Consider the following 14,823-nt stretch of genomic DNA (forward strand, 5'->3'; position numbering starts at 1 on the left):
AATGCTGAGCGTGCGCGATCTGGCCGTAACCTTCCAAACCCGCCGTGGTGCAGTAGACGCCGTGCGTGGTATCAGCTTTGATCTGGCCAAGGGCGAGATCCTTGGCATCGTGGGCGAAAGCGGGTCAGGCAAATCAGTCACATCATACGCTTTGATGCGTATTCTGGATTCAGGCGGCGTGATCAAGGCAGGCGAGGCCACCTATTCTGGTATCGACTTGCGCCGTGCCGCTGAACGCGACATGCGCGACATCCGCGGGCGCGAGATTTCAATGATTTTCCAGAGCCCGCGCACCGCCCTGAACCCGATCCGCAGGGTCGGCCACCAAATTGAGGACGTGCTGCGCCAGCACGCCCGTGCCACCCGGCAAGACGCACGCGCAAAGGCCATCGAAGCGCTGGAAGCGGTGCGCATCAAGAACCCTGAAGCCCGCTATGAAGCCTACCCGTTCGAGCTGTCCGGCGGTATGTGCCAACGTATAGTCTGTGCGATCGCGCTTGCCTGCAATCCCAAGCTGCTCATTGCAGACGAGCCTACAACGGGGCTGGATATCACGACGCAAAAGGCGGTGATGGATCTGGTGCGCGATCTGATCCGCGACCGGGGCATGTCCAGCATCCTGATCACCCATGATCTGGGTCTCGCGGCGCAATATTGCGACCGGATCGTGGTAATGAAGGACGGGCTGATCGTTGAGCAGGGCGACCCTGTGCAAATCTTTTCCGCCCCGCAGCACGCTTATACTCGCAAACTGGTGGATGCGACTCCACGCGAGGGCGAAAGCATCCGTAGCCTCCTGCCACCCGAAGAGCGTAGCCCGATCCTCCCGCACAAGGTCCATGATCACCCGCTGCTGGATGTTCAGGATCTCTTCAAGACCTATCACGGTAAATCCGGGCCAGTGCACGCGGTGCGGGGTGTTTCGTTTCGCGTCAACGAAGGCCAAAGCGTGGGCCTTGTTGGCGAAAGCGGCTGTGGCAAATCCACCACCTCGGAAATCCTCGTACGGCTGATGGATGCCACCAGTGGCACAGTCCTGTTCGATGGCCGCGACATCGCAGGCATCCCTGCACAACGTTTTGTGCGCGACCCACTCCGCGCGGATATCCAGATGGTGTTTCAGGACGCCACCGACAGCCTGAACCCGCGCCACACTGCACGTCAATCCATCGCCGAACCTTTGCGCAGGTTGTCCGAAATGCGCGGCGCGAAGCTCACAGCCCGGGTCGAGGAACTGGCCTCACTGGTAGGTCTGCCGGCGAGCCTGCTTGACCGCTTTCCGCACCAGCTGTCCGGAGGGCAAAAGGCTCGCGTCGGCATTGCGCGCGCCGTAGCACTTGAACCCCGATTTCTGATCTTGGATGAACCCACCGCCGCGTTGGATGTATCTATCCAGGCTGTGGTGCTAAATTTGTTGGTCGACCTGCGGGCCAAGCTCGGTCTCAGCTATCTGTTCGTCAGCCACGACCTCCACGTTGTGCGCCTGCTGTGTGATCATGTGATCGTTATGAAGGACGGGCAGATCATCGAACAGGGCCCCACCGAACAAGTCATGCGGGCACCCAAAGAAACCTATACCCAGACGCTGCTTGCGGCTGCGCCCAAACCTCCGGCGCGCCGCGTGGCCGCCGAATAATACCACGACTGGAACACCACGATGCTCAAAACCTTACCCTTTACCCTTGCTGCCTTGAGAAACGCCTACGCAGAAGGCGTCAGACCCGAGGACGTGATCGAAGAGGTTCATGCCAGGCTGGACCGCATTGGCGACCAGAATATCTTTATCCACCTATGCGACAAGGCGGATCTGCTGGAACAGGCGCGTAGGCTTGGAGCCCATGATCCGGACCTGCCCCTGTGGGGTATCCCTTTTGCGGTAAAGGACAACATCGACGTGGCCGGGATTGAAACGACAGCCGCCTGCCCGGCCTATGCATACATGCCCGAGCAGGACGCCTTTGTGGTGGGCAAACTACGCGCAGCCGGAGCGTTGGTGATCGGCAAAACCAACCTTGACCAGTTCGCCACCGGACTTGTTGGGGTACGTTCGCCCTACGGCGTGCCGCTAAACAGCATTGATCCGGCGATCGCGCCGGGCGGCTCTTCTGCCGGATCTGGCGTGATTGTAGGCCACGGGGCTGTAACGTTTTCACTTGGCACCGACACCGCCGGATCAGGGCGGGTTCCCGCAGCGTTAAATAACATAGTCGGATTGAAACCGACGCTTGGCACTTTGTCGGCCAGCGGCGTGGTTCCTGCATGCCGGACGCTCGACACAGTGTCGATCTTTGCGCACACGGTTGATGACGCCTATGCCGTCTATTCTGTGGCGCAAGGGTATGATGAAAAAGATGCCTATTCGCGAGCCATCGCACATGGACTGATGAGCGCGCCGCCCAAATCCTTGCGCATCGGGGTTCCTGACAAGGCCTCGGTGCAATTCTATGGCGATACAACGCAAGAAGCCGCTTTTTCCCGCGACGTAGCACGGCTGGTCGCCTCTGGAGCCGAGATCGTCGAGGTGGATTTCACACCACTTTATGCGATTGCCGCCATGCTGTACCAAGGCGCCTGGGTGGCTGAGCGGCACACGGTCATCGCCGAACTGCTGGACAAGGATCCCGAGGCCGTGCATCCGGTCACGCGTCAGATCGTCGGACTGGCCGAAACCCTGTCGGCCGATGACGCGTTCAGGGGATTCTATCGTCTTGCCGATCTGAAACGCGAAGCGGCGCCGATGCTGGCCGGACTTCACATGCTCTGCGTGCCGACGATCCCGGACTTCGTCACGGTCGAGGAATTGCAAGCCGATCCGATTGGACCAAACAACCGCATGGGGACCTATACGAATTTCGTTAACTTAATGGATATGTGCGGCATCGCCGTGCCCACCGCGCCACGCAGCGACGGCAGACCCGGCAGCGTGACCCTGCTGGCCGAGGCTGGTCAAGATGCCCTAGTCGCATCTGTGGCGCGCAGTTTTGAACAGGACTGCCCACGTAGCATGGGCGCATCAAGATTCGCGCTGCCTCAGCCCAAGCCATTGCCCGACCCCGTGCCTGATCGGATCGATCTGGCCGTTTGCGGCGCGCATATGTCAGGGCTGCCGCTGAATTCCGAGATGACGAAACTTGGCGCACAGTTCGTACGCAGCGACAAAACCGCGCCATGCTACAAATTCTATGCGCTGTCGGGCGGTCCGCCGGTGCGACCCGGCTTGGTACGCGCCTCGGGAAACGGAACTGGCTCGGTGTCGATTGAAATCTGGTCCTTGCCAAAAACAGCCATGGGCCAATTTATAGAAGGCATCCCGGCCCCATTGGCCATCGGATCGGTCGAACTAGCGGATGGCACATGGGTCAAAAGCTTTGTCTGCGAAGCCGATGGAACAACAGACGCGCGTGACATCACCGATCTCGGAGACTGGCGACAATTTCTGGCGCAGCAAATGGAACGCACCTAATGTCCCGCGTTGAAGCACGCCTTCGAGAAATGCAGCTATCCTTGCCGCCCGACTGGACCCCGCGTGGCCAGTTCCTACCCTTTCGGCGCGATGGCGCAGTGGTCTACCTGTCAGGCCAGATCTGTGAATGGGACGGCGCGGTAACGCACCTTGGTCCTGTGGAAGAAACTGTCGAGGGAATTGCCGAAGGGCAGAAGGCGGCGCAAATCTGCGCGCTGAATCTACTATACCGGTTGCGCGAGGCTTGCGGGGGCGATCTGGACAGTGTCGATTGCATTTTGCGGTTGGGCGGTTTCGTGAACTGCCAGTCCGGGTTTGGAGCCACGCCGCAGGTGATCAATGGCGCGACCGAGGTTTTTGTGGAGCTGTTTGGCGATGCGGGCTGGCACGCGCGCACCGCCGTTGGCGTGTCCGGCCTGCCCGGAAACGCGGCGGTTGAAGTCGATGCAGTGGTGCGTCTGCGCGGTTAAACGGAAGGCGGTTCAGGTGGAACGATAAGCGGGGCATGACGCTCCAATTGCTCTGCCAGATCCAATAGTGCCAAGTCCGCTGTCGGCTTGCCCGCCAGCATCACTGCGCAGGGGCGCCCCAAACGGTCAAGCCCCCAGGGCAGAGTGATAAGTGGGCCGCCAAAGACTGTCCAAGGGGTCAGCCAGTCCTGAAATCCGGTACTGCCATCCAGACGCGGCGCGCCTTCGGGCACCGGCAACGTCAGGATCGCATCCACGCCCTGCATGGCACGCCAAAACTCTTCCGTCGCACGTTTCAAGACGTGCCGAGCCGCTGCAATGTCTGCCGCATTGAACCTAACTCCTGCCTCCAGCCCGGCCCGGAACTTCGGCCGCAAGAGATCAGCCTTTGTGCCGTGCAACAAGTGATTGTGGACCTCAGCAGCCTCGGCCTGCATCACGGTGCGGTGCGCATTCACGATAGCATCGGTGTCACAAGGAACGCTTGGCGCTTGCCTCACCTGACAATAGCGCGACAAGGCTTCGGTCGCCGCCTCCAGCGCCAAAAATATGTCCGGCGCGGGCCGTATGTCACCGGGTAAGAGCCACCAGGTAGCAGTGCTCACATGGCCGGCTACCCCTACCTCGGGCTCACACATTGCCAGAAACGCTGCGCGGGCGACGTCGACCGAGCGCGCGATCACACCCACGCTGTCAAAACTACGCGCCAGAGGCGTCACGCCTGCGGTGGGCAAGCTGCGAAAGCTTGGCTTCAACCCAACCGCCCCGCAATATGCCGCCGGTCGGCAAAGCGAGCCTGCAGTTTGGGTACCCAGAGCCAAGTCCACCAAACCAGCAGCCACAGCCGCACCCGAGCCGCTACTGGACCCACCGGGCGAGCGGGCGATGTCATAGGGATTTCGGCAATCGGTCGGATCGGTAAAGGCAAATTCCGTTGTGACGGTCTTGCCCACGATCCGCGCCCCGGCAGCGCGCAAACGGGCCACCACCGACGCATCGCTTTGCGCGGGGCTTGCATCCGCACAAGTCGCGCTGCCATTATGTGTGGGCAGGCCCGAGACGTCGATGATGTCTTTGACCCCGACGGTCAGCCCGCTCAGTGGCCCTGCCGTAGGGGCGGGCATGGGTTCAGACAAGCAAACAAAGGACCGGATATGCGGCTCCCAACGGGCAAAGGCATTTGCGTCCTTTTGGGATGTGGCGACACCGGCATTGGTCAAACGATCAAATCCGGAATGCTGCGGCGGCAATAGTCGTGGATCCCGCCGCTGGTGGTCAACCAGATGTCATCGCGATGGGCGCAGATATGCGTCAGCGCACGACGCAGGTGGCGCAAACGATAAGGCTGACCCACCAGATAAGGATGCAGCGCGATACCCATCACAAGCGGCTGAAACGCGGATTGCTCAAGAATTTCATCAAAATTGTCGATGATCATTTCCGCAAATTGCGCGGCACTGTCCTTGCGCGCCGCTATGGCGGGGATGTCGTTCACCTCTTGCGGATAGGGAATAGCCAAGAGCGGCCCCACACTGGTCTGCATCCAGACCGGTTGGTCATCCATGCACCAATTGAGCGTATAGCCATAACCTGCCTCGGCCAGCAGATCCGGCGTGTAGTGGCTTTCGGCGATCCAGGGGGAGAGCCAGCCCTGAGGGGCAACACCTTCCGCCTGCTTCAAGACATCGGTGGTTTCAGCGATCAAAACGGCCTCGTCGTCGCGCGCCAGCACGCTTTGGCGTTCGGAATTGGTGTGGCCATGACCAACGATTTCATCGCCGCGCGCCCGAAAGGCCGCCATTAGCTCTGGCGCGTAATCATACATCGCAGAGTTGGCAATCACACTAACAGGCATGTCCAATGCATCGAACATATCGCGCATGCGCCATGCCCCCACGCGGTTGCCATAATCGCGCCAGGCGTAGTTCAGCACATCTGGCTGCGGCCCGCCTGGAGCCAGTGCCGCCCCCAGCCCTTCGCCAAAGGCGAAATGCTCCAGGTTCAACCCAATGTAGACCGCCAGCCGCTTGCCCCCGGGCCAGCTGTAGTTGGCGCGCCCGGTGATCGGGCTGTAGGTATAACGCCCATGATCTGTCAGCATTTACAGATCAGCCTCAGCAAGCCCTGCTTTGTGCAGAAGGATCTCGGCGCTGTCGTTCCAGACATCGGTCGCAACAATCTTGCCAGCGCGGACAACGAACTTGTCCATATAGCGGTTGGTTTCAAAGCTGCTGCCGTCTTTCCATTCGCCGTAAAGATAGCCGGTGTTGTAGACGTGAACATCGCCGGTGATTGTATCAAGCGCCGCGTCGGTGCGCAGGAACTTCTTTTTGACCCAAGCATAACGCTTGGCGTTGAAGGCCGAACTGTCGGCAGGGCCGGAAAAGCGCCGGCCACCGGTGAAAACAAGCTGGAAATCATCCGACACATAGGCCGAGGCGCCTTCGGGGTCCGGCACCATGGAACGCTCCAGATAGGCCTCGACAATTGCCTTTGCTGCCGTAACGGGGTCTGTTTTCACATCCATTGAAATCTCCAGTCGATGTCTTAGCCTGCCGTGTGCAAGGCGCCGGGGCAAGGCCCCAACGCGCTATGCCATGTGCAGTTTCAGTTGATTACAACGTCCAACATACGCTCTTCAACGGGCGGCAGGAACGAGCGGTCAAAGATTTCAGAAGTCTCTGGCAGCGTGTCAAGGTCGTAGCCTTCGGCAATCAGCGCGATGGAGCGCGACAGACGTTCGTCCACCAGGTCACCAATCCCTGTCTCCGCCGTCTCAGGCGCGTTCATGAGTTTGGTCAGGGCAAATTCCAAACGCGCGCGTTCCAGATCAGGATCCACCAGGTTGTCAAAAGCGATGATCGCTTCCACGGCAACATCCTGATCTTTCATGATCTGCGTGGTTGCCTTGGTCACGGCGCGCACCAACCCAGCTACGGCTTCGGGGTTTTCGGCAAGCAATTCACGCGACACCATCATGCCATTGGAATAAAGGTCCATCCCGTAGTCTTCGTAGTTGAACCAGTCGAAATCGGCGGCCGGGTCCTTGCGGTTCGCAATCAAGTTGAACCAGCTGGAAACGGTAAACGTATAGGCCCCGTCGATATCACCGCGGATCAGCATCGGTTCCTGAAGGTTGGGCGCCAGGCTTTCGTATTTCACCGTGTCTATGTCGATATCGTTGAGCCGGGCAAAGACCGGGAACAACCGTGTGGTAGGCGTGCCTTGCGCTCCGCCCAGCGTCTTGCCTTCCAGGTCTTTGGGCGACGTCAGGCCCATCTCCTTAGGGACAGCGATGGCAAAGGGTGGGCGGTTCCACATCTGGAACACCATGACAGGAGCCTCACCCGGGCGAGCGGCGGCATTCTGGATGATAGCGTTAATGTCGCCAAAGCCTGCATCATAGGCCCCACTCATAATACGTGTGATGGTCGCCGCAGATCCTTCGCCTTGATCTATTGTAACGTTCAGCCCTTCGGCTTCGAAATAGCCTTCATTCAAAGCGACCAGAAAGGGGGCGTCAGAGCCTTGGGTCTTCCAGCCAAGCGTAAACTTGATATCCGTCATTTCGGCCATGGCCGGAGTGATCCCGCTGACAAGGGCAATTGCGGCGGCAAATAGAGTATGCTTCATCGTCTTGGTCCTTTTCGATTGTGGCAGAGTAAGGTCAGGTAATGGTGATTTCGGTATCGCGCGTGGCCCATCCGGTAACGCGGCGTTCAAGCAAGGAAAAAAGCGCGTAGAGGAGAACCCCTAGAACGGCGAGGATGATCAGCCCGGCAAAGACAAGCGAGACCTGAAAATTGGACGAGGCCGTCATCATTACATTGCCGATGCCCCGATTGGAGGCGACTGTTTCCGACAGCACCGCGCCGACAAAGGACAGCGTTATTGCAACCTTCAGCGAGGCAAAGAAATAGGGCATCGTCCGCGGCAGGCCTACGTTCCAGAGAATTTCCCGCTTGGAAGCCCCCAGCGTTTTCAATACGTCCTCCAGGTCGGGTTCGGTCGTGGCCAGCCCGGTGGCGATATTCACCACGATCGGAAATACGCAGATGACCATGGCGGTGAGAATTGCGGGCGTCGTGCCCGAGCCGAACCACAGCACGAAAATTGGCACCACAGCCACCTTAGGGATCGAAGAAAAGCCGACCAGCAGCGGATAGGCCACCGCATACGCGACCTTTGAGGTGCCAACCATAACACCCAGCGCCACACCGATGCCCACCCCGAGGGTAAAACCGACCAGCGTCGAATAGAGTGTTTGCAGAATATGCGGCCAAAGGATGGGAAATTTTATCCAAAGCGTCACGATAATCTCGGACGGGCGCGGCAGCACAAGGTCCGACACATTGAGCAAGATGCACAGCACTTCCCACATCAGGAAAAAGCCAACCAGCAGCGAAAAAGACCAAAGCCGTATGCGTTGCGTTTCGCTCATTGCGCGCTCCTACTCCCGAACCTGAGCGATCAAGGCGCGCAGGTTCTGGGTCATTTCAACGAATTCGGGACTGTAGATCGTATCGATCGACCGTGGTTGCTGCAGCGGAACAAGTTCATCCGATATGATGCGCCCAGGCCGGGCACTCATGACGCAGATACGCTTGGCCAGAAAGCCCGCCTCGCGCAGATCATGGGTGACCAGCAATACTGTGGGTTTGCGGTCCAGGTACAAATCCTGCAGGATTTGCCAGAGCTCTTCGCGTGTGAACTGGTCAAGCGCGCCAAAAGGCTCATCGAGCAATAGCAGGTCGGGATCATGCACCAATGCGCGGCAAAGGTTTGCGCGTTGCAACATCCCGCCCGACAACTGCCACGGAAAGTAACCGGCGAAACCCTTTAGCCCTACCTGCTCCAACAGGGCATGCACCCGGTCGCGGAAAGCACCTTTGCGATCGCGTCGAAACGTCTCCTTGAAAGGTTTCACGATTTTGAGCGGCATCATCACGTTTTGTTCGATCGATAACCAGGGCAACATTGTGGGGTTCTGAAAGGCCATACCCATGCGCAAATGCCGGATCGCTGCATCCCGGCCACCCACCAGAACGACCCCGGACGAAGGGGCGATTAGGCTGGTGACGAGGCGAAGAATGGTTGACTTACCGCATCCCGACGGGCCGACCAGCGCGACAAAATCGCCCTTCTCCAACGTCAGGTTGGTTGGTGAGAGGGCTGTGATCGCACTCGCGTCAGCTCCAAAAACGACTGAGGTTTGTTGCAATTCCACCGCCTTTTGCCGGACTGCCAAAGCAGGCTGCAAGTCGATCGGCTTCGCAGCGAGTGCGCGCGACTCTGATGGTGTTGATAGATTCATCACACGAGTAAAAAAGCACTGACGTGGCTTTTCGAACAACCTAGGTAAAAAGTTTTAGAATTAATATGCACTCAGTTGCTGCATGCGCCATTTTGAAGCGGCATGCCGCCAAAACTAGCATATGTGGAAGTACACCGCGTGCGTGTCAGCTTTTAGGTCGGCAGCCTCCAAAGCTTATTGTCATTGAGCGAATCAGTGAATCGACACGGCATCTGACTTGTCTGTACGCTCTTTAGCGACGTGGCAGATGGCGGCGCCAAGAAGCAAGACTGCTGGCAAACCGACTCACAAGTAAAATTGCGTTATCAGGTCAAATCTCTAAACCGTCGCAAACACCCAGGTACGCCAACGTAACCTCCACCGCGTGACGGCGTCGCTCTTCCTGCCAAGCCGGGTCGTTCAGGTCTTGCCCGACGACAGTGCCAAGCGTCGCGGCATTGTTCAGATGATGGGCCGACAAAGCGACGACTGTCACATAGAGCTGCACCGGGTCAGGACTGCACGAAAACACCTTTGTTTTGTGCCCCCTTTCGATCAACTCTCCGATTGCCGCGATGAACGGCTGCGACATGTCCCGGATCATCTGTGATCGCTTGATATACCGGCCGTTGAGCAGGTTTTCATTGCGGATCAGTTTCAGGAAATTTTCGTTCTCTGCGAAATAATCGAATGTGAATTCAACCAATCTTCGCGCCTCCGTCGCCGGATCAGCAGTTCCAAAGCGCAACTGCGTCTCGCGGTTGCGGATCGCAGCATAAACACTGTCAAGCGCGGCCAGGTAAAGCTGCTCTTTTCCGCCGAAATAATGATAGATCATTCGTGCGTTGCATTTGGCGGCTTTGGTAATGCGCTCGACCCGCGCACCATAAAAACCGTGCTCGGCAAATTCCTGCACCGCTACGGTGAGAATCTCGGCCCTTGTGCGCACTGGATCGCGGCTGCGCACAGTGTTGGCTTTGGGCGCGACGGGAGATTTGGACATGAGCTTCCTTGCAACGACACTCGCAGATAAGGATAGCGGTAAGCCGGACACAAAGAACAGCCCCGACTTGGCGCCACTCAGACTGGAGACGTGCGAGCAAATAGCGGGCAACAAACAGAACACGGGCCGCTTAGCCCAAGTCGGTGCTGATCAACATTTTGCCGAAATTTCAACAGATCCACTCTTCGGACCAGAAGTGTGATTAGGTTTCAAACACAGGTCGGGATGCACCATTGTCGTCCAAGGCGACAAACACGAAATCAGCATCCGTGACTTTTTCAGCTTTGTCTGAATATCTGGGGCGTGCCCAGGCGTCTACGTGAATGCGCATGGAGGTACGCCCGACTTTTTGCAAAGTAGCATATAGGGTAACCTCATCGCCTACTTTGACCGGACGAAGAAACTGCATCGCTTCCACCGAGACCGTGGCGCCCCGGCCTTGAGAAACCCGGCCAGCCATATTGCCTGCTGCAAGATCCATTTGAGACATCAACCAGCCGCCAAAAATATCGCCCGACGGATTGGTGTCAGCAGGCATCGCAATGGTGCGGATCACCAAAACGCCCTCTTCTTGCTGCCGACCGTGCGATCCAAGTTGCTGACCACGTTCCAGGGTGTTTTTTGTAGTATCGCCCATCGATGCTGCTCCAATGTTGAACGGAAAAGGTCTGCGGATTTTTGCAATTCTTAACCCTATAGACCAGCGTCTTCATCGCAAACCCAGAGCCAAAATGACCGCAGACGAAATCCAGCGCGAAGAGGTAGCGCGGTCTTACCGGATATTGTCAAACGTCAGTTGAAAAAACTGCCGATGGTTGCTTTGAGAGCGCGCTACCAGTCATTGTAACTGACTTAACACCGAATTAACGAAGCCAGTTTTTCCATTTGCGTATTGGCTACGTCCGGCGTCGCCAAGTCTGTCGACCAAATCTTGCTTTAGTTCTGCATATTGGTCACAGAGCTTTGGGTCGGCCCGAAGGGCGTCTCTAAAGGCAATTTGTTCTTTGCACTCACGGTCGTCTGGTTGGTAGAGATGTAGGTTGTGTGTTCGTACATCGCCGTCGTACAATTTAATAAAGAGGCGGCCACTTCGGATGCCCCGATCAATGTAGCCAAGTTTCTTAAGTCCTGATGCAACCTGCGTTTGCTGGGTTGACCGCATGGCGATGTCCAGAATGGGTTTAGCGGCAAGGCCAGGCACTGCGGTACTGCCAATGTGGTCGATCTGGTATCTCACGCCAACTAGTTCCGCCGCAATGAGAGACGCCTCGATTTCAAAAAAGTAAGCCCACTTTGGGTCGTGTTGGCTCAAGGCGAGGGTAGCCTGACCGAGACCAAGGGTGGATTTCCGTGCAGTCATTGCATACGAGCTCTCTAGTGTGATGATGCAGTCAATAAACCCCGACGCCCCGGCTGTCAGCGTTAAAGTGGTGCATAAAATACGTGACCGAACATAAAAAACAAAACCCGCTACTTGGTACGTCTCCAGGAACCACGCATCGTCGTCACGAACGGCGAGACGGGGCCAGACGATCCGAAAACCTCAATGAAATAAGTGGGCTGCAAACCATTTCAGAAGCCTGTGCAAACCGGAACTCTCAACTTTCATATTCCAAAGAAAAAGTAAAACGACCGGGGCCCGGTCCGTCAGATCGAGGTGACAGAACCAGCGATACGCAAGGTTCAGGAGCATCTTTTCGCAAAGCCGTCGGTCAAATCCAATTTCGAAGCAGTAACTGACCAACAGCTTCCGGATCAGCAACTTAGCCTCCGATCAAGTCGGACCTTTTAACAATGCAAGCCAAAAATAGTCATTGGCTTAGAGGAAAGCAGCGATCGGTAGCGCGTCACTCAGGTTACAAAATTGGACCAATTGTCGCGACGGCATTGTGCCAAACACGACGCACTGGAGACCACGCCAATACTGCCTCAATCCCGATGCAGTCGGCTCTAAGGATGTAATCAGATTGCCTTGCTCTAACGGCTTTTGTGGCTGCTTCGTCCTGAAAAAGGATATTGTTTTCGTAGTTCAGATCAAAACTGCGCAGATCCAGATTTGTAGATCCCACAACTGTAACCGTTTCATCAATGGTCAGTGTTTTGGCGTGCAGTAGCCCATCTCGAAATTCATATATTTTGCACCCCGCTTCGAGCAGTCTGCGGTAAAAACTCCGACTTGCGGCTGCAACGACCCAACTATCGTTTCGGGAAGGAAAAATAAGCGTTACCCTGACGCCTCGAAAAGCAGCAGCACAAATCGCCTCGAGCAGAGTAGCGTCCGGCACAAAATAGGGCGTGGAAATCGTGATCTGACGACGGGCACTGGCAATCAAAACGGAGAAGAACTGAGGTGTCGCGCCGCGTCGAATTGTCGGACCATCACCCAGCACTTGAGCTGGAAACCCATTTTCGAATTCTGCTACGGCTGTAGGAATAGGATCGAGGTTTTCGCCCGTGGCAATCTTCCAGTCCGCAACGAAGAGAATTTGGTTTTGAGCAACGACGGGGCCCTGAAACCGCATCATGATATCCACCCAAGGCGCATATTTTGGTTTGACGCGAAACTCCGGATCCGCAGCATTTCTGCTACCACAGTAGGTCACTCGACCGTCGATCACGGTAATCTTGCGGTGATTGCGCAAGTCTACCCGGCTCGTCAGCATCGTCCTGAACAGCCTGTCGATGGGAAGCGTCACGGCGACGCGTACGCCAGCTGATTTCATGCGGTGCCACACGGGCGAGCGAATCAGAGCACGCGATCCAAGGCCATCGGCCAGAGCGCGACACGTCACCCCGCGTGATGCCGCCCGGATCAGTGCCTCAGCGATTTCGGTACCTGTCTGATCATCTAGCCAGATATAATACAGCACGTGAACATGATCTTCTGCCGCATCTATGTCGCGAACCAAGTGATCACGGGTCGCCATCGCATCGGACATTAACTCAACAGTGTTTCCCGCGACGGGGTAAAACCCATTGACCGAGGCTGCGTAATTAAAAGCAGGCAGATATGCGGAATCAATTAGATCCTCGCTTGACCCAGGGGTCCCCATCAAATGGACCGCACGAGTGCTAATGTCATCAAAGACCAACTTGTAGCGGGTTTTTGTACGTTGACCAATGTCGATTTCACCAAAAAAGAAATAGATGGTGACGCCGACATAAGGAATCACGTTCAGTACAATAAACCAAGCCAACCTTGCTGGAGGTGACAGGTCGTCTCGTAGCAGAATTCTGGCTGTGAACGAGACAACGAGCAGCAAGTGAATTACGGCAAGAATAGTCAACATCACGCAGTGACCTTCAGAATTTCAAAATCGAGAACGACCGGTAAATGGTCTGATGCCTGGCGTGCGGCCATCGATTGGTGAACAAATGACCCTTTCGCTTCAATAGAACCGCATAAAATAAATCGATCGAGCGCGGCTATTTGCCGGCTGGCATGAAAGCTGAGACCCGGGGTAATCACTTTGTGTTTCCCTGCTGGCAACGTTTTTCCCCAGTGGTTAAAATCACCACCAATCACTGTCGGCGTCTCAAAGTGCTGGGCGCGTGCACACAATGAATGAATCTGGTGGCGTCTCACTCCGGCGGTCAGCGCAAGGTGCGCACCAATCACCGCAAAGCCTTCTGGTAAAAAACGCGCAGCGATGGCTCCGCGAGGTTCCCGCGCTGGCAATGTAATGCGCTCAGCCTTCGGCACGGACATCTTTTCCCTTCGGTACAATATCGCGTTTCCATGCCAACCATGGCTTGGCCCACCAGAGTTAACAGTGCTCAAAACATACCCGTGCTCTTCACGTAGACGATCCAATGGAAGCACACCGGCACGGCGGCCTAAACGTTTGTCAGCTTCTTGTAAGACTATGATATCGGCACTAATTTCGCCAATTACATCGACAATCCGGTGCGGGTCTCTGCGCCAGTCCAACCCGACCGCTTTACGGATATTGTAACTTGCAATTCTCACGAGTACTGGTTCACTCAAGTGCCTTAGCATTACACTGTTTCATCGGTGTTGTTCTTTCCCGAAAGAAAGGATGATCGGGAAACACAATGCAACTTTGCGTTCTTCTGGCAAGTCGTCACAGATTGTTCCGTTGACAGTAATAATTACTACTTAGTGCTATTTGTCTCCCATCGTCGCTCCTTGCTGCCAGTGATTTTGGCAAAATCATTATTGCAGCCTGTGATCCAGCGGATAGACCGGGTTTGTCAGCGAAGCAAAACTCCACACATCAAGTATGCTGCGGCTATCCGCCGTGCGCTCAACATTTTTATGGATGGAATTAGTTTTTATTTGGGCACTCCCAAAAAACCAACACGCATTCATGTTCTGAAATCTAGTCTAAACACCCGCCCAGTTGTGCCAAGAGACTACGTCGCCTGGTGAACCCGGCCACATTTTTTCAGGTTGAGGAATGGCAACTGCATCTGGATGCGCGGCCAATTCCAATGTCTAACGTCAGCGCTTGTGGGTCCAAATAGCGGTATTTGCTAAGAGAGGGTTTGTTGCTCATCGTAACCACTGAGGAGTGGAAGATGAGACAGACAACTGGAACACGCAAAAGCCCTGGCGAGAAGATCGTCAAAG

Annotated in this window: 15 protein-coding genes and 1 pseudogene; 4 read left to right on the plus strand and 12 right to left on the minus strand. The window is 56.2% G+C overall.

The annotated features are described in order from the left end of the window. Position 1: 1 nt before the first annotated feature. From AB8B75_RS10660 to AB8B75_RS10670, 3 genes are read left to right on the plus strand one after another with little or no spacing between them, the layout of a single operon-like run. On the plus strand, positions 2-1,636 hold the full coding sequence (locus tag AB8B75_RS10660) for a dipeptide ABC transporter ATP-binding protein (protein WP_405362086.1): 1,635 nt from the start codon (positions 2-4) through the stop codon (positions 1,634-1,636). 21 nt (positions 1,637-1,657) lie between these two features. Further along, positions 1,658-3,463 (plus strand): allophanate hydrolase, encoded by a 1,806-nt coding sequence (gene atzF, locus AB8B75_RS10665; RefSeq protein WP_405362088.1) that lies wholly within the window; start codon positions 1,658-1,660, stop codon positions 3,461-3,463. Further along, positions 3,463-3,933, plus strand: coding sequence for a RidA family protein (locus tag AB8B75_RS10670; RefSeq protein WP_405362090.1), 471 nt, complete (start codon positions 3,463-3,465; stop codon positions 3,931-3,933). The genes atzF and AB8B75_RS10670 overlap by 1 nt, the downstream gene beginning before the upstream one ends. Here the strand turns inward: AB8B75_RS10670 and AB8B75_RS10675 are convergent. The 7 genes from AB8B75_RS10675 to AB8B75_RS10705 form a co-directional block, all read right to left on the minus strand. After that, positions 3,930-5,183 carry an amidase gene (locus AB8B75_RS10675; RefSeq protein ID WP_405362091.1) on the minus strand — a complete coding sequence of 418 codons (1,254 nt, stop codon included), beginning with the start codon at positions 5,181-5,183 and terminating at the stop codon, positions 3,930-3,932. The two genes, AB8B75_RS10670 and AB8B75_RS10675, sit on opposite strands and share 4 nt — an antisense overlap. Continuing rightward, positions 5,150-6,034, minus strand: a complete 885-nt coding sequence (locus AB8B75_RS10680) for a polysaccharide deacetylase family protein (protein WP_405362093.1) — start codon at positions 6,032-6,034, stop codon at positions 5,150-5,152. The genes AB8B75_RS10675 and AB8B75_RS10680 overlap by 34 nt, the downstream gene beginning before the upstream one ends. Next, positions 6,035-6,460, minus strand: a complete 426-nt coding sequence (locus tag AB8B75_RS10685; RefSeq protein WP_405362094.1) for a nuclear transport factor 2 family protein — start codon at positions 6,458-6,460, stop codon at positions 6,035-6,037. It lies immediately after the preceding gene. A gap of 80 nt (positions 6,461-6,540) precedes the next feature. Further along, entirely contained in the window at positions 6,541-7,566 is a 1,026-nt protein-coding gene (locus AB8B75_RS10690; protein WP_405362095.1) for an ABC transporter substrate-binding protein, read from the minus strand. Between the two features lie 34 nt (positions 7,567-7,600). Continuing rightward, positions 7,601-8,374, minus strand: a complete 774-nt coding sequence (locus AB8B75_RS10695) for an ABC transporter permease (protein ID WP_405362097.1) — start codon at positions 8,372-8,374, stop codon at positions 7,601-7,603. 9 nt (positions 8,375-8,383) lie between these two features. Beyond that, the gene (locus tag AB8B75_RS10700) at positions 8,384-9,160 is read right to left on the minus strand and encodes an ABC transporter ATP-binding protein (protein ID WP_405362099.1); all 777 of its coding nucleotides are present in this window, start codon (positions 9,158-9,160) and stop codon (positions 8,384-8,386) included. A gap of 397 nt (positions 9,161-9,557) precedes the next feature. Then, entirely contained in the window at positions 9,558-10,229 is a 672-nt protein-coding gene (locus AB8B75_RS10705) for a TetR/AcrR family transcriptional regulator (RefSeq protein ID WP_405362100.1), read from the minus strand. On the opposite strand from AB8B75_RS10705, the gene AB8B75_RS10710 reads away from it, so the two are divergent. Continuing rightward, positions 10,228-10,431 (plus strand): hypothetical protein, encoded by a 204-nt coding sequence (locus tag AB8B75_RS10710; RefSeq protein ID WP_405362102.1) that lies wholly within the window; start codon positions 10,228-10,230, stop codon positions 10,429-10,431. The two genes, AB8B75_RS10705 and AB8B75_RS10710, sit on opposite strands and share 2 nt — an antisense overlap. Here AB8B75_RS10710 and AB8B75_RS10715 read toward each other — a convergent pair whose 3' ends face one another. From AB8B75_RS10715 to AB8B75_RS10735, 5 genes and pseudogenes are all read right to left on the minus strand, one after another. Continuing rightward, entirely contained in the window at positions 10,432-10,767 is a 336-nt protein-coding gene (locus tag AB8B75_RS10715; protein ID WP_405362114.1) for an acyl-CoA thioesterase, read from the minus strand. Positions 10,768-11,067: 300 nt separating this feature from the next. Beyond that, on the minus strand, positions 11,068-11,541 hold the full coding sequence (locus tag AB8B75_RS10720; protein WP_405362104.1) for a GrpB family protein: 474 nt from the start codon (positions 11,539-11,541) through the stop codon (positions 11,068-11,070). Positions 11,542-11,862: 321 nt separating this feature from the next. Continuing rightward, positions 11,863-12,000 (minus strand): annotated as a pseudogene (locus AB8B75_RS10725) (transposase); the annotation flags it as partial. Between the two features lie 85 nt (positions 12,001-12,085). Continuing rightward, positions 12,086-13,519: a cardiolipin synthase gene (gene cls / locus AB8B75_RS10730; RefSeq protein WP_405362106.1), complete on the minus strand. Its 1,434-nt coding sequence runs from the start codon at positions 13,517-13,519 to the stop codon at positions 12,086-12,088. Then, positions 13,519-14,217, minus strand: a complete 699-nt coding sequence (locus AB8B75_RS10735) for an endonuclease/exonuclease/phosphatase family protein (protein ID WP_405362107.1) — start codon at positions 14,215-14,217, stop codon at positions 13,519-13,521. Before AB8B75_RS10735 ends, cls begins: the two co-directional genes overlap by 1 nt. Positions 14,218-14,823 lie beyond the last annotated feature (606 nt).

Origin of the sequence: Roseobacter sp. (assembly GCF_045106495.1) — a bacterium.
Taxonomy (GTDB): Bacteria; Pseudomonadota; Alphaproteobacteria; order Rhodobacterales; family Rhodobacteraceae; genus Roseobacter.

Excerpts from the sequence above, each read along its gene's own strand:
- AB8B75_RS10660 (WP_405362086.1), top strand. The coding sequence starts at position 2 with ATGCTGAGCGTGCGCGATCTGGCCGTAACCTTCCAAACCCGCCGTGGT.
- AB8B75_RS10690 (WP_405362095.1), bottom strand. The coding sequence starts at position 7,566 with ATGAAGCATACTCTATTTGCCGCCGCAATTGCCCTTGTCAGCGGGATC.
- AB8B75_RS10695 (WP_405362097.1), bottom strand. The coding sequence starts at position 8,374 with ATGAGCGAAACGCAACGCATACGGCTTTGGTCTTTTTCGCTGCTGGTT.
- AB8B75_RS10685 (WP_405362094.1), bottom strand. The coding sequence starts at position 6,460 with ATGGATGTGAAAACAGACCCCGTTACGGCAGCAAAGGCAATTGTCGAG.
- AB8B75_RS10670 (WP_405362090.1), top strand. The coding sequence starts at position 3,463 with ATGTCCCGCGTTGAAGCACGCCTTCGAGAAATGCAGCTATCCTTGCCG.
- AB8B75_RS10680 (WP_405362093.1), bottom strand. The coding sequence starts at position 6,034 with ATGCTGACAGATCATGGGCGTTATACCTACAGCCCGATCACCGGGCGC.
- AB8B75_RS10715 (WP_405362114.1), bottom strand. The coding sequence starts at position 10,767 with ATGCCTGCTGACACCAATCCGTCGGGCGATATTTTTGGCGGCTGGTTG.
- atzF (WP_405362088.1), top strand. The coding sequence starts at position 1,658 with ATGCTCAAAACCTTACCCTTTACCCTTGCTGCCTTGAGAAACGCCTAC.
- cls (WP_405362106.1), bottom strand. The coding sequence starts at position 13,519 with ATGTTGACTATTCTTGCCGTAATTCACTTGCTGCTCGTTGTCTCGTTC.
- AB8B75_RS10710 (WP_405362102.1), top strand. The coding sequence starts at position 10,228 with ATGAGCTTCCTTGCAACGACACTCGCAGATAAGGATAGCGGTAAGCCG.
- AB8B75_RS10705 (WP_405362100.1), bottom strand. The coding sequence starts at position 10,229 with ATGTCCAAATCTCCCGTCGCGCCCAAAGCCAACACTGTGCGCAGCCGC.